This window comes from Frateuria defendens, assembly GCF_001182895.1.
In the GTDB taxonomy this organism is placed as follows: Bacteria; Pseudomonadota; Gammaproteobacteria; order Xanthomonadales; family Rhodanobacteraceae; genus Frateuria_B; species Frateuria_B defendens.
Window position 1 is genome coordinate 1 of the sequence record NZ_LFQR01000013.1, and the last position, 21,280, is coordinate 21,280.

Annotated in this window: 12 protein-coding genes, 1 pseudogene and 1 riboswitch; of the genes and pseudogenes, 3 read left to right on the top strand and 10 right to left on the bottom strand. The window is 72.7% G+C overall.

Annotated features, from left to right (window positions below):
* Positions 1 to 166: 166 nt before the first annotated feature.
* Positions 167 to 463: a GIY-YIG nuclease family protein gene (locus ACH65_RS02795; protein ID WP_049621058.1), complete on the top strand. Its 297-nt coding sequence runs from the start codon at positions 167 to 169 to the stop codon at positions 461 to 463.
* Positions 464 to 605: 142 nt separating this feature from the next.
* On the opposite strand, the gene ACH65_RS02800 is transcribed toward ACH65_RS02795, so the two are convergent.
* The 8 genes from ACH65_RS02800 to glgA form a co-directional block, all read right to left on the bottom strand.
* Complete coding sequence (locus ACH65_RS02800) at positions 606 to 3,137, bottom strand: ribonucleoside-diphosphate reductase subunit alpha (protein WP_049621059.1); 2,532 nt, start codon at positions 3,135 to 3,137, stop codon at positions 606 to 608.
* Positions 3,138 to 3,378: 241 nt separating this feature from the next.
* Positions 3,379 to 3,591, bottom strand: a riboswitch (cobalamin riboswitch).
* Between the two features lie 145 nt (positions 3,592 to 3,736).
* On the bottom strand, positions 3,737 to 5,911 hold the full coding sequence (gene glgX, locus ACH65_RS02805) for a glycogen debranching protein GlgX (RefSeq protein WP_049621068.1): 2,175 nt from the start codon (positions 5,909 to 5,911) through the stop codon (positions 3,737 to 3,739).
* A gap of 48 nt (positions 5,912 to 5,959) precedes the next feature.
* Positions 5,960 to 6,169, bottom strand: coding sequence for a DUF2934 domain-containing protein (locus ACH65_RS18730; protein WP_082190110.1), 210 nt, complete (start codon positions 6,167 to 6,169; stop codon positions 5,960 to 5,962).
* Positions 6,170 to 6,206: 37 nt separating this feature from the next.
* Complete coding sequence (treY, locus tag ACH65_RS02810; protein WP_049621060.1) at positions 6,207 to 8,921, bottom strand: malto-oligosyltrehalose synthase; 2,715 nt, start codon at positions 8,919 to 8,921, stop codon at positions 6,207 to 6,209.
* Positions 8,914 to 10,953 carry a 4-alpha-glucanotransferase gene (malQ, locus tag ACH65_RS02815; RefSeq protein WP_049621061.1) on the bottom strand — a complete coding sequence of 680 codons (2,040 nt, stop codon included), beginning with the start codon at positions 10,951 to 10,953 and terminating at the stop codon, positions 8,914 to 8,916. Before malQ ends, treY begins: the two co-directional genes overlap by 8 nt.
* Positions 10,950 to 12,734, bottom strand: coding sequence for a malto-oligosyltrehalose trehalohydrolase (gene treZ / locus ACH65_RS02820; RefSeq protein WP_049621062.1), 1,785 nt, complete (start codon positions 12,732 to 12,734; stop codon positions 10,950 to 10,952). The genes malQ and treZ overlap by 4 nt, the downstream gene beginning before the upstream one ends.
* Positions 12,731 to 14,944, bottom strand: a complete 2,214-nt coding sequence (gene glgB / locus ACH65_RS02825) for a 1,4-alpha-glucan branching protein GlgB (RefSeq protein ID WP_082190111.1) — start codon at positions 14,942 to 14,944, stop codon at positions 12,731 to 12,733. Before glgB ends, treZ begins: the two co-directional genes overlap by 4 nt.
* Before the next feature lie 3 nt (positions 14,945 to 14,947).
* On the bottom strand, positions 14,948 to 16,504 hold the full coding sequence (glgA, locus tag ACH65_RS02830; protein ID WP_049621063.1) for a glycogen synthase GlgA: 1,557 nt from the start codon (positions 16,502 to 16,504) through the stop codon (positions 14,948 to 14,950).
* Between the two features lie 340 nt (positions 16,505 to 16,844).
* On the opposite strand from glgA, the gene ACH65_RS02835 reads away from it, so the two are divergent.
* A complete protein-coding gene (locus ACH65_RS02835) occupies positions 16,845 to 18,527 on the top strand; it encodes an AMP-binding protein (RefSeq protein ID WP_049621064.1) in 1,683 nt (560 codons plus the stop codon).
* Between the two features lie 212 nt (positions 18,528 to 18,739).
* Here ACH65_RS02835 and ACH65_RS02840 read toward each other — a convergent pair whose 3' ends face one another.
* Entirely contained in the window at positions 18,740 to 20,050 is a 1,311-nt protein-coding gene (locus tag ACH65_RS02840) for an MFS transporter (RefSeq protein ID WP_049621065.1), read from the bottom strand.
* A 479-nt stretch (positions 20,051 to 20,529) separates the two neighbouring features.
* Positions 20,530 to 21,015, bottom strand: coding sequence for an EAL domain-containing protein (locus ACH65_RS02845; protein WP_237561421.1), 486 nt, complete (start codon positions 21,013 to 21,015; stop codon positions 20,530 to 20,532).
* Here ACH65_RS02845 and ACH65_RS20705 point away from each other — a divergent pair.
* Positions 20,899 to 21,280, top strand: a pseudogene (locus tag ACH65_RS20705) (hypothetical protein); the annotation flags it as partial. The gene ACH65_RS02845 and the pseudogene ACH65_RS20705 overlap by 117 nt on opposite strands.

Below are 21,280 nucleotides of genomic sequence, written 5' to 3' on the forward strand. Positions count from 1 at the left end.
TCATGCCAGCGCAAGCTGGCACCCAGCGCCTTGCCTTGAGGGATGTAGGAAGACACTGATGCCCGGTGCTGATCGGGATGACGAGGCGTAGCGGTCTCGGGTGATTGGCGATAGATGGCGTTCGTTCGAGCATCGATGGCCTCTCGTCAATAAGCTCGCCGCCGCCATGCACAACCGCCAGCCTTGCGTCTATATCCTTGCCAGTCGGCGCAACGGCACGCTCTATATCGGCGTGACCTCGGATCTGCCGAAGCGGGTCTGGCAGCATCGGAATGACTGCGTCGACGGATTTACCAAGCGTTATCGGGTGCATGCGCTGGTCTGGTTCGAGTTGCACGAGGCGATGGCGTCGGCGATCGGGCGCGAGAAGGCGCTCAAGGCGTGGCGGCGTGCCTGGAAGATCGAGCTCATCGAGAAGTCCAATCCGTATTGGCGTGATCTTTATGCGGACATCCGCGGTTGAGCGTTGCGCGTAAGCCGCCTGCCCGTTTCCCTCGATGCCTCTCATCCCTCGCCGTCGTTCCAGCGGAAGCTGGAACCCGGCGGCTTTCGTTGGGGACGACAAGGCGCTGGATCCCAGCTTTCGCTGGGATGACGGGATGGCGCTACTGGCAAGCTTCGCAGTACTCCGGGTTCTCCAGCGAGCAGAACACGGCGGCGCTGGCCTGGTCCTGGTCGAGCTTGCCCTGGTCGGCGGGCGCCGGCGCGCTCGGGGTGGCCTTGCCCGTCGCCACCGTGGTCTTGGCGATGCGCGTGGCCGGGCGCGAGCGCAGGTAGTAGGTGGTCTTCACCCCCGCCTTCCAGGCGTACATGTACATGGAGGACAGCTGGCCGATGTTGGGGCTCTCCATGAATAGGTTGAGCGACTGGCTCTGGTCGATGTAGGCGCCGCGCGCGGCGGCGAGGTCGATCAGCGCCTTCTGCGGCAGCTCCCACACGGTGCGGTAGATGGTGCGCAGGCGGGCGGGGATGGCCTCGATGCCCTGGATGGAGCCCTCGGCCAGCTTGATCGCGTCGCGGACCTCGGCCGTCCACAGGCCCAAGGTCTTCAGCTCCTCCACCAGGTAGCGGTTGACCACCAGGAAGTCGCCCGAGAGCGTCTCGCGCTTGAACAGGTTGGAGACCTGCGGCTCGATGCACTCGTAGCAGCCGGCGATGGAGGCGATGGTGGCGGTGGGCGCGATGGCGATCAGCAGCGAGTTGCGCAGGCCCCGGGCCTCGATCGCCTCGCGCAGCGCCTCCCAGCGCGCCGCCTCGTGCGGCGTGGCGCTGGGCCAGTAGTCGAACTGCAACTCGCCCTGCGCCGCGCGGCTCTCGGCGAAGCCAGGATGCGCGCCGAACTGCTCGGCCAGCGCGTTGGACTGCGACAGCGCGTGGAAGTAGATCTCCTCGGCGATGCGGGTGGAGAGCGCCAGCGCCTCGGCCGAGTCGAACGGCAGCCGCAGCTTGAAGCACACGTCCTGCAGGCCCATCACGCCCAGGCCCACCGGGCGCCACTTGGCATTGGCGGTGGCGGCGGTGGCGATGGGGTAGAAGTTGAGGTCGATCACGCGGTCGAGCTGGCGCACCGCGGCGCGCACCGTGCCGGCGAGCTTGTCGAAGTCGAAGCGGGCGCGGCCGTCGGCCTCCACCGCCACGTGGCGGGCGAGGTTGATCGAGCCCAGGTTGCACACCGCTGTCTCGTCGGCGGTGGTGACCTCGAGGATCTCGGTGCACAGGTTGGAGAGGTGGATGACGTTCTCAGGTCTGGCCGTCTGGTTGCTGGTGGCGTTGGCGCGGTCCTTGAAGGTCATCCAGCCGTTGCCGGTCTGGGCCAGGGTGCGCAGCATGCGGGCGTAGAGCTCGCGCGCCTTGACCTTCTTCACCGCCAGGCCCTCGGCCTCGGCGCGGGCGTAGGCGGCGTCAAAGGCCTCGCCCCAGCTGTCCACGAAGTGCGGCACGGCCTTGGGGTCGAACAGCGACCAGTCGCCGTCGCGCTCCACCCGGCGCATGAACTCGTCGGGGATCCAGTTGGCGAGGTTGAGGTTGTGCGTGCGGCGCGCCTCGTCGCCGGTGTTGTCGCGCAGTTCCAGGAACTCCTCGATGTCCGCGTGCCAGGGCTCCAGGTACACGCAGGCCGCGCCCTTGCGCTTGCCGCCCTGGTTCACCGCGGCCACCGAGGCGTCCAGCGTCTTCAGCCACGGCACCAGGCCGTTGGAGTGGCCGTTGGTGCCGCGGATCAGCGAGCCGCGCGAGCGCACGCGCGAGTAGGCCAGGCCGATGCCGCCGGCGAACTTGCTGAGCTTGGCGACGTCGGCGTACTTGTCGTAGATGGATTCGAGCGAGTCGGTGGGCGAGTCGAGCAGGAAGCAGGAGGAGAGCTGCTCGTGCGCGGTGCCGGCGTTGAACAGGGTGGGCGAGCTGGCCAGGTATTCCAGCGCCGAGAGCATGCGGTAGAGCTCCAGCGTCTCGCCGATGTCGTTGCCGCCCAGCGCGCAGGCGATGCGCATGAAGAAGTACTGCGGCGTCTCGATCACGTGGCGCAGCTTGGGGTGGCGCAGCAGGTAGCGGTCGTACACCGTGCGCAGGCCGAAGTACTCGAAGCGGCGCGAGGCCAGCGGGTCGATGGCATCGTTGAGCTTGCGCGCGTTGGCGGCCACGAAGTCGCGCAAGCGCCCGTTGAGGATGCCAAGCTCCGCGCCGCGCGCGATGGACTGCGAGAAGCTCTGGATCTCCTGCCCGCTCACTTCCTTGTCGATGAAGGCCGACAGCAGTCGCGCGGCGAGCTGGCCGTACTCGGGCTCCTCCGCGGTGAGCGCGGCGGCGGTGCGGATGGAGAGCTGGTCCAGCTCGGCCGTGGTGGCGCCGTCGTAGAGGCCGCCGATGGTCTTGAGCGCCACGCGCATCGGGTCGACGGCATGCAGGCCCTCGCTGCTGCGCGTCACCGCGCGCACGATCTTGTTGACGTCCACCGCTTCCTGGCCGCCGTTGCGCTTGGTCACGCGCATCTGGGCCGGGTTGTGCGGCGGGGTGAGGGCGAAGCCGGGGCCGCCCGCGTCGGGCGCTTCGGGCGCTTCGGGCGCTTCGGGCGCTTCGGGCGCGGTGGAGGTGGCGGGCGCGGCGGTGCGCTCGCGAGTGGCGGTGTCGAACGGGTCCATGGCGGTCTCCCAAGGTGGAAGACGCCGCGCCGGTTCGTAAGGGGTGGACCGGGCGCGACGCTTCCGAAAACTCAAACGCCTGCTCCCGCGCGCAGGGGCCTGATGGGCTGGGCTTTCATGGCGAGGCGCGCACGGCGGACGCAAGGGTCCGCACGCGACGCGCCTCCCCGCGGAAGCGGTCACCCGCGCCGGGCGGCTTCGAGGTTCGGACCGCCGCGTCTCAGCGGACGCGACGCCGGCCTCTGGGCCCGACGTGCCGGCAGGTCTTCGGACTTTGCGGACGCGGGCCTTGGCCCACCTACTTCCCGCCGCTTCCCAGGCGCTGCGACCCAGTGCATGTGGCAGGTTTCGTTTCCGCTTACCGCTGCGGGGCAGTTCCGGATTCGCACCGGATTCCCTTTTAAGCCCGACCGATAGCCGCATCGGGTCGGGCACCGACGGGCACAACATATCGGGCTGACCGGGTGGGGTCAACCCAACAAGTTGTGGATAAGTCCGGTGGCGGCCTGCTGGGCGAGGCGCGGCGCGGGGCGGCCGGAATGCGCGTTGCGGCCCATCCGCCTGGGCGCCGCGCCGGGCCGCACGCGGGGCGAAGTGCTTCAGATCTCCGGCGAATCCATCCCCGCCCGCGGGCGCACGGTGCGGTGGTCGCTGCGCATCAGGGTCAGCGCGTGCGGCGCCAGCGGCAGCGACTCGCCGCCGGCCAGGCTGCGCGGCAGGTCGCGGCGGATCTTGCCGGTGGTGATGAGCTGCTTCCAGCTCTGGTGGCCGGGCAGCGCCGGCAGCACGAAGTCCACCGGCTCGTCGCCCGCGTTCGCCAGCAGCAGCAGGGTGGTTTCCGCGCCGGGCCGGCGCAGGCCGGTGGGCTGGGCGCGGCCGTCCAGCAGCATGCCCAGGGCGTGCCGCTGCGGGTCGTGCCAGTGCGATTCGTCCATCAGCTCGCCCTCGGGGGTGAGCCAGCTCACGTCGCGGATCTCGAACTCCTCGTCGTACAGGCCCTTGAAGAAGCGGCCTCGGCGCAGCAGCGGGTAGTGCTGGCGCAAGGTGATCAGGCGGCGCACGAAGTCGGTGAGGTCGGCGGCCTGGACGGCGCCCTGCCAGTCGATCCAGGTGATCTCGTTGTCCTGGCAGTAGGCGTTGTTGTTGCCGAGCTGGGTGCGGGCGAACTCGTCGCCCGCCAGCAGCATCGGCGTGCCCTGGGCCAGCAGCAGCGTGGCGAGCAGGTTGCGCATCTGCTGCCGGCGCAGGGCGTCGATGGTGCGGTTCTCGGTGGGGCCCTCCACGCCGTGGTTCCAGCTCAGGTTGTGGTCGGAGCCGTCCTGGTTGTCCTCGCCGTTGGCCTCGTTGTGCTTGTGTTCGTAGCTGACCAGGTCGTTGAGGGTGAAGCCGTCGTGCGCGGTGACGAAGTTGATCGAGGCGAACGGCCGCCGCCCGCGCCGGTCGAACAGGTCGGCCGAGCCGGTGAGGCGGGTGGCGAAGTCGGCCAGGCTGCCCTCGTCGCCGCGCCAGAAGGCGCGTGCGGTGTCGCGGAAGCGGTCGTTCCACTCGGCCCAGCCGGGCGGGAAGCCGCCCACCTGGTAGCCGCCGGGGCCGAGGTCCCAGGGCTCGGCGATCAGCTTGAGCTGGCTGAGCACCGGGTCCTGCCGGCAGGCGTCGAGGAAGCCGCCGCCCTGGTCGAAGCCGTGCGGCTCGCGGCCGAGGATGGTGGCGAGGTCGAAGCGGAAGCCGTCCACGCGCATCTCGGTGGCCCAGTAGCGCAGCGAGTCGGTGACCAGCTGCAGCACGCGCGAGTGGCTGAGGTTGAGCGTGTTGCCGGTGCCGGTGTCGTTGATGTAGTGGCGGCGGTCGTCGGCGAGGCGGTAGTAGCTCGCGTTGTCGATGCCGCGCAGCGACAGCGTGGGGCCGAGCTGGTTGCCCTCGGCGGTGTGGTTGTAGACCACGTCCAGCAGCACCTCCAGCTCCGCCTCGTGGAAGTGCGCCACCATCTCCTTGAACTCGGCCACGGTGGGCGTGGCCATGTAGCGCGGGTGCGGCGCGAAGTAGCCGAGGCTGTTGTAGCCCCAGTAGTTGCGCAGGCCCAGGTCGAGCAAGTGCTTGTCGTCGACGAAGGCGTGGATCGGCATCAGCTCCACCGCGGTGACGCCGAGCGAGCGGATGTAGTCCACCACCTCCTGCACCATCAGCCCGGAGAAGCAGCCGCGCAGCCGCGGCGGCACGCGTGGGTGGCGCATGGTGTAGCCGCGCACGTGGGTCTCGTAGATCACCGTGCGGTCCCAGCCGATGCGCGGGTGGCGGTCGTGGCCCCAGGTGAAGACGGGGTCGATCACCCGCGACTTGGGCATGTAGGGCGCGCTGTCGCGCTTGTCGAAGCTGAGGTCGGCGTCCTTGTGGCCGAGCACGTAGCCGAACAGCGCGTCGTGCCAGGTCAGCTCGCCGACGATCTGCTTGGCGTAGGGGTCGAGCAGCAGCTTGTTGGGGTTGAAGCGGTGGCCGGCGTCCGGCTCGTAGGGGCCGTGCACGCGGTAGCCGTAGACCTGGCCGGGGCGCGCGTCGGGCAGGTAGCCGTGCCAGACCTCATCGGTGTATTCGGGCAGCGCGATGCGCTCGGTCTCGCGGCCGTCGGCGTCGAACAGGCACAGTTCGACACGGGTGGCGTGGGCGGAGAACAGCGCGAAGTTGACGCCGAGCCCGTCCCAGGTGGCGCCGAGTGGAAACGGCAGGCCCTCGCGCACGCGGGAGGGTGGATGCGCCGGGCGGGGCGCGGCGTCGGTCAGGGGCACCGGACTCACGGGGTGGGGCTCCTTGCAGGGCAAGAGGCGGGATCATGATTTGCGGGTCCGGCGCGGCTTGGGCGGCGGCGCGGCGGCGTCCGGGCGCGGCGGGGCCGGAGGCGTCCGGGACGGGGCGGCGGGTTCGATGTCCACCAGCTTCTCTGCCATGCGCCAGTGGCGCTGCGCCTGGCCCGCGGGCCGGCCTTCCGACTCCCAGATGCGATGGGCAAGCTGCCGTATGCGTTCTTCGCGGTCGGTCATGATGGTCTCGTCCGTGTCAGTTGGCGAATGCCTAACATCACGCGATGCCAGTTTCGCGCCGCAGCACGGCCAAAGGCCAGCGTTCGAGCAGATGGCCGAGCGCGAGCGAGCCCGCGCCGCCGTGGCGGACGCTACCGGTGCATAGCTCGCGCCAGGTGCAGGGCACGTCGTCGGGCAGCGCCAGCGCGGTGTCCGCCCAGGCGGCGGGCGGCACCTGCGGCAGCTCGCAGGCCGTCAGCAGGGGCGCGACGAGGCGCGGCACCACCACCAGCCAGTGCTCGTCGCCGTGGCGGCGCGCGAAGGCCAGCGCCCGCGCGGCATGGCGCCCGTGCAGCGCGAGCGGCGTGTAGCCGCCTTCGGCGAACAGCGCGGGGTGGCGGTGGCGGGCGCCGAGCAGGCGAGCGATCAGCCATTGCTTGATCGCGCCGCTGCGGTAGCCGCGCAGCAGCGCGGCGGGGTCGGCGTCCGGCGGCGGGCCGGCGCGGCGCAGCGCGTAGTCCACCGGGCGGCGGTTGTCCGGGTCGACCAGCGACAGGTCCCAGCGCTCGGTGCCCTGGTAGAGGTCCGGCACGCCGGGCACGGTGAGGCGCAGCGTGCACTGCGCCAGGCCGTTGAGTGCGCCGGGCGCGTCCAGGCTGCGCGCGGCGGCGGCCAGCTCGCGGCGCAGCGGGGCGAATCCGGGCGTGGCGAACAGGGTATCGAGCAGCGCGCGGCACGCCGTCTCGTACACCGCGTCGGGTGTGGTCCAGCGGCTGCGCCGCTTGCCCTCGCGCAGCGCCTTGAGCTGCCAGGCGGCCAGGCGCCCGGCGTAGGCGGCGAGGCCGGGCGCGTCGTCCGCGTCGAGCTCCAGCGGCCAGGCGGCGAGCAGGGTCTGCAGCAGCATCCACAGGTCGGCCGGGTCCACCGCGGCGATCGCGTGTAGCCGCGCGATCCAGTCGGCGGCGTGCTCGGCGAACCAGTCCGCGCGTTCGCTGAGCACGGCGAGGCGGGCGCGGGTGTCCTCGCCGCGCTTGTGGTCGTGGGTGGCGGTGGCGAGCAGGGCGTGCGGGAAGCGCGCGGCGCGTCGCTGCACGGTCTCGTGGAAGGCCACCGGTGACAGCGCGACGTGGCGCGGGTCCGCGCCCACCTCGTTGCGCGAGAGCAGCACGCCGTAGCGGTAGAAGGCGGTGTCCTCCACCGCTTTGGCGTTGAGCGGCGCGGCGAGTTGCTCGAAGCGCCGGCGGGCCTCGCGCAGGCGTATGCGTGGCGGGCCCGGCGGCGCGCCGCGCAGCGTGCGTTCGAGCAGCTGGCGGCGCAGCCAGCTGCGCGCTTCGGCGAGGTCGGGGTCGCCGTGGCGCGCGGCGGCGGCCAGGGCGTGGTCAAGTGCCGCGCGGTCGCCGAGCGTGGGTGCGGCGGGGCCGAGGTAGCTGCGGTAGACGTGCAGCTGTTCCAGCACTTCGGTCAGGGCACGGCCGAGCGCGTGGGCGCTGAACTCGGCGCCGTCCGCCTCGCCGCGGGCCAGGGCGTGCCAGGCGCGGGTGCAGGCGGCGTGCTCGGCGTGCAGGCCGCCGGCGAGCAGTTCGCGGCGGGCCTGCCGCGCGGTGCGGGCGAAGCCGGCCTCGTCGGCGCATGCGGCCCAGGCGAGGCGCAGCGGCGCTTCGCCGGCGCCGTCGTGCAGCACGGCGGCGGCCTGGTCCATGAAGTCGTAGCCGGTGCTGCCGTCCACCGGCCAGTCGGCGGGCAGGGCCTCGCCGTGGGCGAGGATCTTCTCCACGTACAGCGGCACCGGGCCATGCAGCGGCGTGGGGCGTGCCGCCGCGGCCGCATCGAGGCGCCGGCGCAGGCGGCGCAGGTAGGGGCCCGGCGCGGCGAGGCCGTCGATGTGGTCCAGGCGCAGGCCGTCGACGAGGCCCTCGGCGACCAGCCGCAGCGGCAGCGCGTGCACGGCCTCGAACACCGCCGGCCGCTCGACGCGCAGCGCGGCCAGGCCGCCGATGTCGAAGAAGCGGCGGTAGTTGATCTCGTCGTTGCCGCGCCGCCACCACGCCAGGCGGTAGTGCTGCAGGTCGAGCAGTTCGCGCAGCGCGGCGCCGCCGCGGCGCGCGTCCTCGTTGAGGCGGCGCAGCGCCGTTTCCAGGTGCAGCAGGGCGGGCGAGGCCAGCGTCTGTTCCAGCCGCCGGCACAGGTCCGCGCGGCCGGCGCCGGGCGGCGGCGCGTCGAGCCCGGCGTGCGCGAACAGCCGGCGCAGGCCGGCGGCCGAGAGCGGATAGCGCTGCCCGCCGAGGGCGAAGGCGAGGCCGCGTTCGTCGGGGTCGATCTCCAGCGTCAACGTGCCTTCGCGCAGGGCCTCGCCGAGGCCGCCGCCGAGCACCGGCAGCAGCAGGCGGCCGTCGCCGCCGGGGGCGTCCCAGTCGATGTCGAAATGGCCGGCGTAGGCGCTGCCGCGGCCGAGCGCCAGCACGTCGCGCCACCACGGGTTGGCGGTGTCGGCGGCCACGTGGTTGGGCACGATGTCGAGCAGGCAGCCCATGCCGTGCCGGCGCAGCGCGCGCACCAGTTCGTGGAAGCCGGGCTCGCCGCCCAGCTCGGGGTTGATGCGGGTGGGGTCGATCGCGTCGTAGCCGTGGCCGGAGCCCGACCGCGCCGTGGCGATCGGCGAGAGGTAGAGGTGGCTGACGCCGAGCGCGGCGTAGTAGGGCACCTGGTCCGTCGCGTCGGCGAAGCCGAAGCCGCGGTGCAGTTGCAGCCGGGCAGTGGCGCGTAGCTCAGGCATCGGCATCCTGCCGGCGCTGCCGGTCCAGCCAGTGCAGCAGGGCGTCGAACGGCGCGGCGCCAACCAGCGGCGGCTGGCGGCGGCGCCAGTTGGGGTGCTCGTCCGTCGTGCCGGGGAGGTTGGGCTGTTCCTCCAGCCCCAGCGCGTCCTCCAGCGGCAGCAGCATCAGCGGCGCGGGGCTGCGGGCGACGAAGCCGATCGCGGCGCGGTCCACCGGGCCGCCGTCGAGGTCGTCCTCGGTGGCGGCGCCCAGTGCCTCGTCCAGCCGGTCCACCTCGTGCCGCCGCTGCGCCTGGGTGGCGGCCACGATGGTGGCGTCCCAGCCTTCCAGGCGGGCACGCCAGTCGAGGTCGCGCCCGCGCCGCCAGCCGGCCAGCGGCGGCAGGTCGTGGGTGGTGGTGGTGGCGACCGCGTCGGCGCGCCAGCGCGCGGGCGGCAGGAAGTCGCCCTCCGCATCGCGCTCGAACAGCAGCACGTCGGTGCCCAGCACGCCGCGCGCGGCGAGCTCGGCGCGCAGCGCGGGCGGCACGGTGCCGAGGTCCTCGCCGATCACGATGGCGCGGTGGCGCCAGGATTCCAGCGCCAGCAGCCGCAGCAGGTCCGCGAGCGGGTAGTGCAGGTAGCCGCCGCGGTGGGCCGGCTCCCCGCGCGGCACCACCCACAGCCGGTTGAGGCCGAGGACGTGGTCGATGCGCACGCCGCCGCCCAGCGCCAGGTTGGCGCGCAGCAGCTGGATGAACGGGCGGAAGCCGGACCGCGCCAGCCCGCGCGGCGAATAGCCGGTGATGCCCCACTGCTGCCCCAGCGCGTTGAAGGCGTCCGGCGGCGCGCCCAGGTGCAGGCCTTCGAGCACGTGCGCGCGGTGGAGCCAGGCCTCGCTGCCGCCGGGGTCGAAGCCGACCGCGACGTCGGCGATCAGGCCCAGCCGCATGCCGGCCTCGCGGGCGCGCTCCTGCGCGCGCAGCCAGCTCTCCGCGCAGAGCCATTGCGCGAAGGCTTCGAGGTCGAGCGCGGGACCGTGCCCGGCGGCGAAGGCGCGCGCGGCGCCGGCGTCGGGCCCGTGCCAGTCGCCGTCCCAGTGCTGCCAGGCCATCGGCTCGTCGTGCGCGGCGGCGTGGGCCTGGCGCGCGGCGATCAGGCAATGGCCGCGCAGCGCGGCGCCGCCGGCGTGCACGAAGGCGCCGTAGCGCTGGCGCAGCGCGGGCGCGGCCTGGGCGAAGCCGGCGTGCAGCGTGCGCAGCAGTTGCTGGCGCGCGGTGGCCACGGTGGGCCAGTCGATCAGCGGCGCCTCCTCCAGCCGCGCCCAGCGCTCGGCCAGGCCGCTGCGGTCGAGCGCGGCGCGCACCGCATCCTCGCCCAGCACCAGCGCGGGCGCGCCGAGCAGGGTGTTGAAGAAGCCGCGGTGCGAGGGCGAGTAGGGGCTGTAGCCGTGCACCACGGGCGCGGTGGCGTGCAGCGGGCTGAGGCCGAGCGCATCGCCGCCGGCGGCGGCGACCTGCTCGGCCAGCAGGGCGGTGGCGGCGGCGTCGCCCAAGCCACCGTCGCCGGCATGGCGCAGGGCGTAGACCTGGGCGGCCACGCCCCAGGCGCGCGGGCGTGCTTCCTCCAGCGCGTCGGCGAGGCCGTGGCAGCGCGGCGGGGCCACCGCGAGGGTGAGCGTGTGGGCGCCGAGTTCCAGCGCGTAGTAGCCGGGCTGGGCGACGGCGGGCAGGCGGCCGCGCTCGTCCAGCCGCAGGTCGCGGCTGGCGCCCTGCTCGTCGCGCAGGCAGGCCGGGAGGCCCGGCGTCCAGCGGCCGGGCAGCGCCACCGGCAGGCCGGATTCGGCAGTGAGCAGGGCGGGCCAGGCGGCGGCTTCCTCGGCCAGTCGCCAGGCGCTTTCGCGGCACTGCGCCGTGCTCGCCGCGGGCAGGTCGAGCGCGCCGAGCAGGGCGCGCAGGGCTTCCTCGTCCAGCTCGCGCTCGATCCCGTCGGCGCCGGTCCAGTGCACGGCGAGGCCGGCCGTGTCGGCCAGCCGGTGCAGGGGATCGTTCATGGCGACGTCCCGGGCGCCAGCAGGCGGGCGAGCAGGGTGTGCGCGGGCAGGCGGCCCTGGGCATGGCAGGCGGCGGCGCCGGTTTCCGGGCTGCATACGTAGAGCGTGTCGCCGGTGGCGGCCGGTGGCACCGCGCGGGCGAGCTCGCCGAGGTTGGCCACCAGTTCCAGCAGGCTGCCGTCGCCGAGCCGCCAGCGCGCGGCCAGCGCGCCCTCGGCCAGCACCGTGGCGCCGAGCGGGCGCACCCCGGCCAGGCGCGGCAGCAGGTGCTCGCGGCGCACGCGCAGCAGGTCGGCGAACCAGGCGCGCCAGGCCTCGGCGCGCGGGCCGTCGGCGTCGCGCTCGGGGTCGGAGGCGGCGTAGGTGGCCGCGTCGTTGGGGTCGGGGATGGCCGCCCGCCGCGCCGGGTCGGCGAAGCCGGCGAAGCGGGCGAACTCGGCCCGCCGGCCCTCGCGCACCTGCTCGGCCAGCGCGGGCTTGTGGCTGGTGAAGAAGAAGAACGGCACCCGGCTGCCCCATTCCTCGCCCATGAAGAACAGCGGCGTCATCGGGCACAGCGCCACCAGCGCGGTGGCCGCCTGCAGCGCGGGCGCGGGGACCAGCGCGGCGAGGCGCTCGCCCAGCGCGCGGTTGCCGATCTGGTCGTGGTTCTGCAGGAACAGCACGAAGGCCTCCGGCGGCAGGTCGCCGCTGGGCTCGCCGCGCGGATGGCCGCGGCGGTCGCACTGGCCCTGGAACACAAAGCCCTCGCCCAGCATGCGGGCGACGGCGGCGACGGGGTGTTTGGCGTAGTCGGCGTAGTAGCCCTCGTGCTCGCCGGTGAGCAGCACGTGCAGGGCGTTGTGGCCGTCGTCGTTCCACTGCGCGTCGAAGGCGCCGCCGCGCAGCAGGCGGGCGGCGTTGTGCTCGTTCTCCAGGATGAGGTGCACGCGGCGGCCGGGGGCGCAGGCGGCGCGCGCCTGGGCCGCCAGCTCGAGCAGGAAGCTCTCCGGCTGGATCGTGTGCACCGCGTCCAGGCGCAGGCCGTCGAAGCGGTAGTCCGCCAGCCACTGGCGGGCGTTGTCGATGAAGAAACGGCGCACCGGCGGCTGGCGGAAATCGATCGCCGGGCCCCAGGGCGTGGCGATGTCGTCGCGGAAGAAGCCGGGCGCGTAGCGGGGGATGAAATTTCCGTCCGGGCCGAAGTGGTTGTAGACCACGTCGAGCAAGACCATCAGGCCCAGCCCGTGCGCCGCGTCGATGAGCGCGGCCAGCGCCTCGGGCGGGCCGTAGGCGGATTCGGGCGCATACGGCAGCACGCCGTCGTAGCCCCAGTTGCGGGCGCCGGGGAACTCGGCCAGCGGCATCAGCTCGATCGCGGTGTAGCCGGCGGCGGCGAGCCCGGGCAGCCGCGCGCGCAGGCCGTCGAAGCCGCCGGCGAGGCCCGCGTGCACCTCGCAGATCACCGCCTCGCGCCAGGGCCGGCCGCGCCAGTCGGCGTGGCGCCAGGCCCAGGCGCGCGGATCGACCACCAGGCTCCAGCCGTCGACGTCGCCGCGCTGGGCGCGCGAGGCGGGGTCGGGCACGTCCAGGTGACCGTCGAGGCGATAGCGGTAGGCGCTGCCGGCGGGCGCCTCGGCGAGCAGCTCGTGGCTGCCGTCGTCCTGCCGCTGCATCGGCAGCGGCGGCTGGCCCTCCCGCAGCAGGGCGACCTGCCGCGCCAGCGGCGCCCACAGGCGGAAGCGGGTGCGGCGTGCGTCCACCGGCACCGCGCCGAAGGCGGGGGCGGGCGGCGCGCTCACGGCAGCTCCGCCCGCAGCAGCACGGTGGCGAGCGGCGGCAGCAGCAGTTCCAGCGACTGCGACTGGCCGTGGCTGGGCACCGGCACGGTATGCACGCCGCCGCCGTTGCCGAGGTTGGCGCCGCCGTAGTGGCCGCTGTCGGTGTTGACCAGCTCGCGCCAGTAGCCGCCCCACGGCACGCCCACGCGGTAGCCGCGGCGCGGTTCGGGGGTGAAGTTGGACACCGCCAGTACCGGTGCGGCCTCCTCGGCGTAGCGCAGGAAGGCGTACACCGAGTGCGCGGCGTCCTCGTGCGTCACCCAGGCGAAGCCTTCCGGGCGGTGGTCGAGCTGGTGCAGCGCCGGCTCCTCCACCAGCACCCGGTTGAGGTCGGCGATCAGCCGCTGCATGCCGCGGTGGGGCAGGTGCTCCAGCAGGTGCCAGTCCAGCGTGCCGTCGTGGTCCCACTCGCGCCGCTGGGCGAACTCGCCGCCCATGAACAGGAGCTTCTTGCCCGGGTGCGCCCACATGAAGCCGAAGTAGGCGCGCAGGTTGGCGAAGCGCTGCCAGTCGTCGCCGGGCATGCGCGCCAGCAGCGAGCCCTTGCCGTGCACCACCTCGTCGTGGGAGAGCGGCAGGATGAAGCGCTCGGAGAAGGCGTAGACCAGGCCGAAGCCGATCTCGCCGTGGTGGTAGCGCCGGTGCACCGGGTCGCGCCGCATGTATTCCAGCGTGTCGTGCATCCAGCCCATGTTCCACTTGAAGTCGAAGCCCAGCCCGCCGTCGGCGATCGCGGCGGTGACGCCGGGCCAGGCGGTGGATTCCTCCGCGATCACCATCACGCCGGGCGTTTCCCGGGCGATGAGCTGGTTGAGTTCGCGCAGGAAGCCGGCCGCCTCCAGGTTCTCGCGGCCGCCGTGCACGTTGGGCAGCCACTCGCCCTCGGCGCGGCTGTAGTCGAGGTAGAGCATGCTGGCCACCGCGTCCACGCGCAGGCCGTCGATGTGGAAGCGCTCGATCCATTCCAGCGCGCTGCCGATCAGGTAGGCGGCCACCTCGTGGCGGCCGTAGTTGTAGATCAGCGTGTGCCAGTCCAGGTGAAAGCCCTTGCGCGGGTCCTCGTGCTCGTACAGCGCGGTGCCGTCGAAGCGCTGCAGGCCGTGGGCGTCGGTGGGGAAGTGCGCGCTGACCCAGTCCACGATCACGCCGATGCCGGCCACGTGGCAGGTGTCCACGAAGCGCGCGAAGGCCTCCGGCGGGCCCAGCCGCGCGGTGGGCGCGTACATGCCCAGCGGCTGGTAGCCCCAGGAGCCGCCGAAGGGGTGCTCGCTCACCGGCAGCAGTTCGATGTGGGTGAAGCCCTGCGCCAGCACGTAGGGCACCAGCCGCGCGGCGAGGGCGTCCCAGTCCAGCATCTGGCCGCGCTCGTCGCGCTGCCAGGACAGCGCGTGCACCTCGTAGATGGCGATCGGCGCGTGCACCGCCGGCGTGGCGGCGCGGTTGGCCAGCCAGTGCTCGTCGTGCCAGGCGAAGCGCCAGGGCGCGGCCACCACCGAGGCCTCGGCGGGCGGGCGCTCGGTCTGCCGGGCCAGCGGGTCGGCCTTGAGCGGCAGGTGCTCGCCGTGGGCGCCGATCAGCTCGAACTTGTAGCGCGCGCCGGGCGCGACGCCGGGCACGAAGATCTCCCACACGCCGCCGGTGTGGCGCAGGCGCATCGGGTGGCGGCGGCCGTCCCAGCGGTTGAAGTCGCCCACCACCGACACCCGCCGCGCGTTCGGCGCCCACACCGCGAAGCGCACGCCGGCCACGCCGGCCAGCGCCATCGCGTGCGCGCCGAGCAGGTCGGCGGGGCGTCGCACGCGGCCCTCGGCGAAGGCTTGCAGGTCGGCCTCCTCCAGCAGTGGGCCGTAGGCGTAGGCGTCGGCCACGGTCTCGCTCCAGCCCGGCCAGTCGATGCGCAGGCGGTAGTGCTCCGGGCGCGCCTTCAGCGTGGCGAGGAACAGGCCGTCGGGGTGTTCGCGCTCGGCGACGGCGAGCAACTGGCCGCCGGCGTCGAGCACGCCGACCTGGCGCGCGCCGGGCGCGATCGCGCGCAGCAGCCACTTGCGGCCGTGCCGGTGCAGGCCGAGCACGGCGAACGGATCGGCGTTGCGCGCCTCCAGCAGCGCGGCCAGCGGCGGAGCGAGCGCAGGGGGCGGGGCGGGCGGCGGACTTCCGTGCGAGGCGCCCATGGGTCAGGCCGCGGCGATGACGATCGGAGCCGCCTGCTGGTACAGCGCCTCGTAGCCCAGCCGGGCGCGGTCCCAGCCGTGCGGCTCGAGCATCGCCAGGCGGCGCATCGCGTGCAGCAGGTCGGGCTCGGCGTAGATGCGGAACGCGCGCTGCAGGCAGCGGCGCAGGCTGTCGGGGGTGGATTCGGCGAACAGCAGGCCGGTGATGCCGTCCTCGATGGTGTCGACCAGGCCGCCGGTGGCGTGGGCGATGGGCAGGCAGCCGTAGCGCTGGGCGTACATCTGGCTGAGCCCGCAGGGTTCGAAGCGCGAGGGCATCAGCAGGAAGTCGGCGCCGGCGAACATGCGCCGCGCCAGTGTCTCGACGAAACCGATGTGCGCGCCCACGCGGCCGGGGAAACGCCGCGCCAGCCGCTGCACGGCCTGCTCCACCAGCGGCTCGCCGCGGCCGATCACCGCCAGCTGGCCGCCCGCGGCCACGATGCGCGGGGTCACCTCGCACACCAGGTCCAGGCCTTTCTGGTGCACCAGGCGCGAGACCACCACGAACAGCGGCCCGCGCGAGGGCAGCAGGCCGAAGCGCTGGCGCACCTCGGCGGCGTTGGCGCGGCGGCCCTCCTCCCAGTCGGCGGGCGAGAAATGGGCCTCCAGGTGCGGGTCGATGGCCGGGTCCCAGCTGGCGTCGATGCCGTTGACGATGCCGGTCAGCCGGCCCTCGGCGGCGCGCCGCTGCAGCAGCACGTGCAGGCCGCAGCCGTACTGCGGCTGGGTGATCTGGTCGGCGTAGCTGTGGCTGACCGTGGTGACGTAGTCCGCGTGGGCGAGCCCGGCGCGCAGGAACGACAGCTGGCCGTACATCTCCGCCTCGGCGGCCTGCTCGGGCAGGCCCAGCACGGCGCGCAGCTGGCGCGGGAAATTGCCCTGGTAGGCGAGGTTGTGGATGGTGAGCACGCTGGGGATGGGGACGGGGGCGTTCTCCCAGTCGAGGTAGGCGGCGGCCAGCGCGCACGGCCAGTCGTTGAGGTGCAGCAGATCCGGCTTCCACGACAGGCCGGCGCGGCCGGCGGCGATCTCCGCCGCGGCGTGCGAGAGGGTGGCGAAGCGCACGGCGTTGTCTGTCCATTCGTCGCCATTGTCGGCGACGTAGGGGCTGCCGCCCTCGCGCTCGTACAGGTCCGGATGCAGCAGCACCAGCACCTGCAGGCCGTCGGGCCGCTGCACCAGGCCGATCTCGCAGGCGGGCAGGCCGGCATGGCCGGCCACCCGGCCGACCTTGTCGATGTGCATGCAGCTGCGCAGCACCGAGCGGTAGCCGGGCAGCAGCACGCGCACGTCCTGCGAGTCGCGCAGCGCGCGCGGCAGCGCCGCCGAGACGTCGCCCAGCCCGCCGGCCTTGACGAAGTCGCTCAACTCGGAGGTCACGAACAGCACCCGCCGGCGCGCCTCGCGGGGGCCACGCGCGGCGTGCTGGCCGCGCGGTGCGGCGGCCAGCGAGGTCCGTTGCCGGCGCCCTGGCGACGGCGTTGCACTGCCCGGATGCTGCCCGATGGTGCTGTTCATGCGTCTACCTGCAGGCCGAGGCGATCGGGCACGAGCCGGTAGTCTCGACGTGGGGGCGCGCCCGAAGCTTCCCCCTGCCGCCGTGCGCGGTCCGGGGCTTCCGCGCCGGCGGAGGGCGCGGAAACGCGGCGGATTGCATACGGTCACCTGTATGCAAGGTAGGTGCCCCGCAGTCAAGCAGATGTGCAGAGCCTGGTGCTTTTTCGTGACAAGTGCGCTTATGTCATGCGGACATTTGGACGGCCATTCGCAAGCCCCCGCGCAACGCCGGCGCGCCGCGGACCTTGCATGGGGTGCCGGCCGCGGCCACTATCCCCGCCGGTTCAGAGCGGAGAGCACGTTGAGCGCGGCGATCAGTTATGTAAACGGCACCGGCACCCGGCCGCTGCTGGGCGACACGGTGGGCGGCCTGCTCGACCGCATCGCGGCCGCCCACGCCGAGCGCCCGGCGCTGGTGGTGCGCGACCAGGGCGTGCGCCTCACCTACCGGCAGTTCCACGCCGAGGTGGAACGGGTGGCCGCGGCGCTGCTGGCGCTGGGCCTGGAACCGGGGGAGCGCATCGGCATCTGGGCGCCCAATCGCGCCGAGTGGGTGCTATTACAGTTCGCCGCGCCCAAGGCCGGCTTGATCTTGGTCAATATCAACCCCGCTTACCGGGTGCACGAGCTGGCATACGCGCTGGGCAAGGTCGACTGCCGCGCACTGGTGCTGCCGCGGCGCTTCAAGACCACGCATTACCTGGAGATCCTCGGTGAGCTGGTGCCGGAGCTGGCGGCGGCCGAGCCGGGCCGGCTGCATGCCGCGAAGCTGCCCGCGCTGCGCGAGGTGATCCTGCTGGACGAGGCGCCTGCGCCCGGCACCCGCCCGTGGTCGGCGCTGGCCCGCCTCGCCGACGCGGCCGCCTACGCGCGACTGCGCGAGGTGGCGGCCACGCTGTCCTTCGACGACCCGGTGAACATCCAGTTCACCTCCGGCACCACCGGCAGCCCCAAGGGCGCCACGCTCACCCACCACAACATCGTCAATAACGGCTACTTCATCGGTGAGGCGATGCGCCTGACCGAAGCAGACCGCCTGTGCATCCCGGTGCCGTTCTACCATTGCTTCGGCATGGTGCTCGGCAACCTCGCCTGCGTGAGCCACGGCGCCTGCATGGTGATCCCCGGCGAGGGCTTCGACGCCGAGGCCACCCTGGCCACGGTGGCGGAGGAGCGCTGCACCGGCCTGCACGGCGTGCCCACCATGTTCATCGCCGAGCTGGAGCATCCGCGCTTCGCCGAGTACGACCTCTCCTCGCTGCGCACCGGCATCATGGCCGGCTCACCGTGTCCGATCGAGGTGATGCGGCGGGTGGTGAGCGCGATGCACATGCGCGAGATCACCATCGCCTACGGCATGACCGAGACCAGCCCGGTGAGCTTCCAGACCGTGCCGGAGGACCCGCTGGAGCGCCGCGTGGACAGCGTGGGCCGCATCCACCCGCACCTGGAGGTGAAGCTGGTGGACGAGCACGGCCGCATCGTGCCGCGCGGCGCGCCGGGCGAGCTGTGCACGCGCGGCTATTCGGTGATGCTGGGCTACTGGGGCGAGGAGGCGCGCACGGCCGAGGTGGTGGACGCGGCCGGCTGGATGCACACCGGCGACCTCGCCACCCTCGACGAGGACGGCTACTGCCGCATCGTCGGCCGGCTCAAGGACATGATCATCCGCGGCGGCGAGAACATCTACCCGCGCGAGATCGAGGAATTCCTCTACAGCCACCCCAAGGTGCAGGACGTGCAGGTGTTCGGCGTGCCGGACCTGAAGTTCGGCGAGCAGGTGTGCGCCTGGGTGCAACTGCGCGAGGGCAGCACGGCGAGCGCGGCGGAGATCCAGGACTACTGCCGCCACCACCTGGCCTATTTCAAGGTGCCGCACTACGTGCGCTTCGTGCACGCCTTCCCGATGACGGTGACCGGCAAGGTGCAGAAGTACCTGATGCGCGAGGCGATGGCGGCGGAGCTGCGCGGCGCCGGCCCGTGAGAGCCTGCTTGCGCCTTCGTGGCGCGCCCGCGAAGGCGGCGCTCCCGTAAGGAGCGCGCTTCGCGCGCGACCGCGTTGCCGCGTAGGCCGGTCGCCCGCAAGGCATGCTCCTGCCACGGCGTCGCGAGCCGGCGGGCGCAAAAAAACACCGCCGGCAGGACCGGCGGCGTACGGCAAGCGGAGGCGTTGCGGCGCAACGCCCGTGCGGCGCGCTAGTGCGCCAGCACGGCCTCCGTCTCCTGCCCGTGGTGGCGTGCGCTGTAGGCGCGCGCCTGCGGCGAGACGGTGAGGCAGATGGTCAGCAGGCCGCTCAGCACGTACAGGCCGCTGAAGATCCACAGCACGCCCTCGATGCCCAGCGATTCGCCGAACACGGTCACGATGCCGGGGCCGAACCAGGTGCTGGCGCCGGCGCCGAGGCCGAGGATCGACAGCGCCGCGCCCTTGTTCTTCGGTGCGATCTGCGGCACCAGGCCGGACAGCGGCACGAAGCAGGCCAGGGTGGCGCCGTAGAACACGCCGAACAGTAGCGCGATCGGGTAGTCGCCGCGGAAGTGCAGCGGCATGTAGTAGAACAGCAGCACGCTCACCGCCGAGCCGAGGCAGCCGCCCAGGCCGATGATCTTGCGGTAGCCGAGTTTGTCCGCCAGCACGCCGGAGGCCAGGTTCACCACCACGTTGCTCACCGCCAGCGCGGAGAGCAGCTGCAGCCACTGCTGCAGGCTGAAGCCGATCACCTTGGTGAAGAAGCCGGGCATGATCACCAGGAAGGCGTATTCGGAGGCGGTGTTGATCGTGCGCACCACGCCGGCGGCGGCGATCTTCGGCTCCTTCCACAGGATGGTCACGCTGAGCAGTACGGTCGCCAGCGGGCTCTGGCCTTCCGGCGCCAGGCGCTTGAGGCCGGATTTCTCGTGCGTGCACAACAGGGTGATCAGGCCGCCGCAGGCCACCAGGCCCAGCGCGCACCAGAAGGTGGCGAGCTGGCCGATGACGGGGATCGCGAAGCTGGCGAACAGCGAGCCCAGCGTGGGCAGGCCGGCGGCGAAGGCGAACCAGAACCAGCCCGCGGCCGAACCCATCTGCCGGGCCGGCGTCGCCGCGGCGATCCACACCAGGAAGCCGAAGGCGAACAGCGGGTAGCCGAAGCCGCGCAGGGTGTAGGTGATCAGCATCACCGGGAAGTTGTGGGTGGCAGCGCCGAAGAGCAGGAACAGCACTTCGAAGACGATCCAGATGGCGAGGCCCGCCCACATCACGCGCTTGGGCCCCCATATGTCCGACAGCGCGCCGGACAGCCAGGAGGAGATCGACACCGTGATGCCGTAGAGGGTGAAGGTGAGTGCGACATGGTCGGGCGAGACGCCGCCTTCGCCGAGGAAGGGCGCCAGATAACCCGCCTCGACACCGTCGCCGATCATGAAGAGCAGCAGGCCGAAGAAGCCCCAGGCGAGCGGGCGCGGAATGCCGACGATATCAAGCCAGTGCCGCCGCGCAGGCGGCGTAGTGTTGGAGGTGTTCAAATGGATGGCTCCTGGCCCGCCCCGCCGGGGCAAGCCGCTACTGGGGCCGCCGCATGCGCGGCAGCCGGTGGCAGGAAGTGGTTGCAACCCCTGGGGAGTCAGCTGCGCGGCGCGGACACGACGCAGCCGGATCACCCTAACAAGCCGGGCTGCGAAGATCACCCTTGACAGGCCATCCGCTGCGCCGCGCCTGGCTGTGTGCGGCCATGTCGAATGATTTTTCGATGCGGACGCATGGACGTATGGACGTCCATATGGACCCCTTATAGGGCCTGCATTAAGCGTTGCGAAGCAATGACTTCGGGCCGGTTCGCGGCATCGGTGGGCAAAGGGGCCGCCGTGGCGCTGTGCGCCGCGGAAACCGGCGGCCCGGCGCCGATCGCGGCAGATCGTCGCGCCAGGTCATGCCGCGCGATGCAGGAGGGCTTCGGTGGCGCGCTGGGCCGCGCGGATGTGCCGTCGCCGCGCCAGCCGCCGCGTCATGCACGGCGAAGCATCGCCGGGTTGCGCTGCCGAGGGGCGATCGCCTCATCCCCGGCGTCATGCGCCATGTGTGAGAGCGCGCGCGCGTCGATGCGCGAATCGGATGCGCCGGGATGCCGTGCGCGGGCAACCACCGGCGCGCGGGCCGCTGCAACGTCGCGCAGCGGCAGCGTAGCCCGGTGCTGCGCCAGCCAGCCCGGCACCGCGTCGGCGCGCAGCGGCGGCGAGATGTAATAGCCCTGCGCCTCGTGACAGGCCATGCCGACCACCGCCTGGTAGATCGCGTGCGTCTCCACGCCCTCGGCCACCACGCGGAAGCCCAGGTCGTGCGCGAGGTGCGCCATCGCGCGCACGATCGCCGCGTCGTGGCGGCTGGCGCCGATCGCGCGCACGAAGCTCTGGTCGATCTTCAGGCTGGTGGCCGGCACCTGCCGCAGCGAGGCGAAGTTGCTGTAGCCGGTGCCGAAGTCGTCGATGGCGATGCCGGCGCCCAGCGCGCGGATCGCCGCCAGGTGGCGCAGGGTGGCGTGCTGTACTGGAGCAGCGTGCTCTCGGTGACTTCCACGAGCCCGGCGAAGTCCACGCCGTACCGGCCGCCGGCGACTTCCAGGCGCTCGACCGGATGCCGACTCCTTTTCGACAGCTACCGCAAATACCCCAAGGTGAAGATGGATGGCTTCATGCGGGACGCCGCCCGCGCGGTGGCCTGGGCCCACGACCACGCCGGCGACTACGGCGGCGACGCCG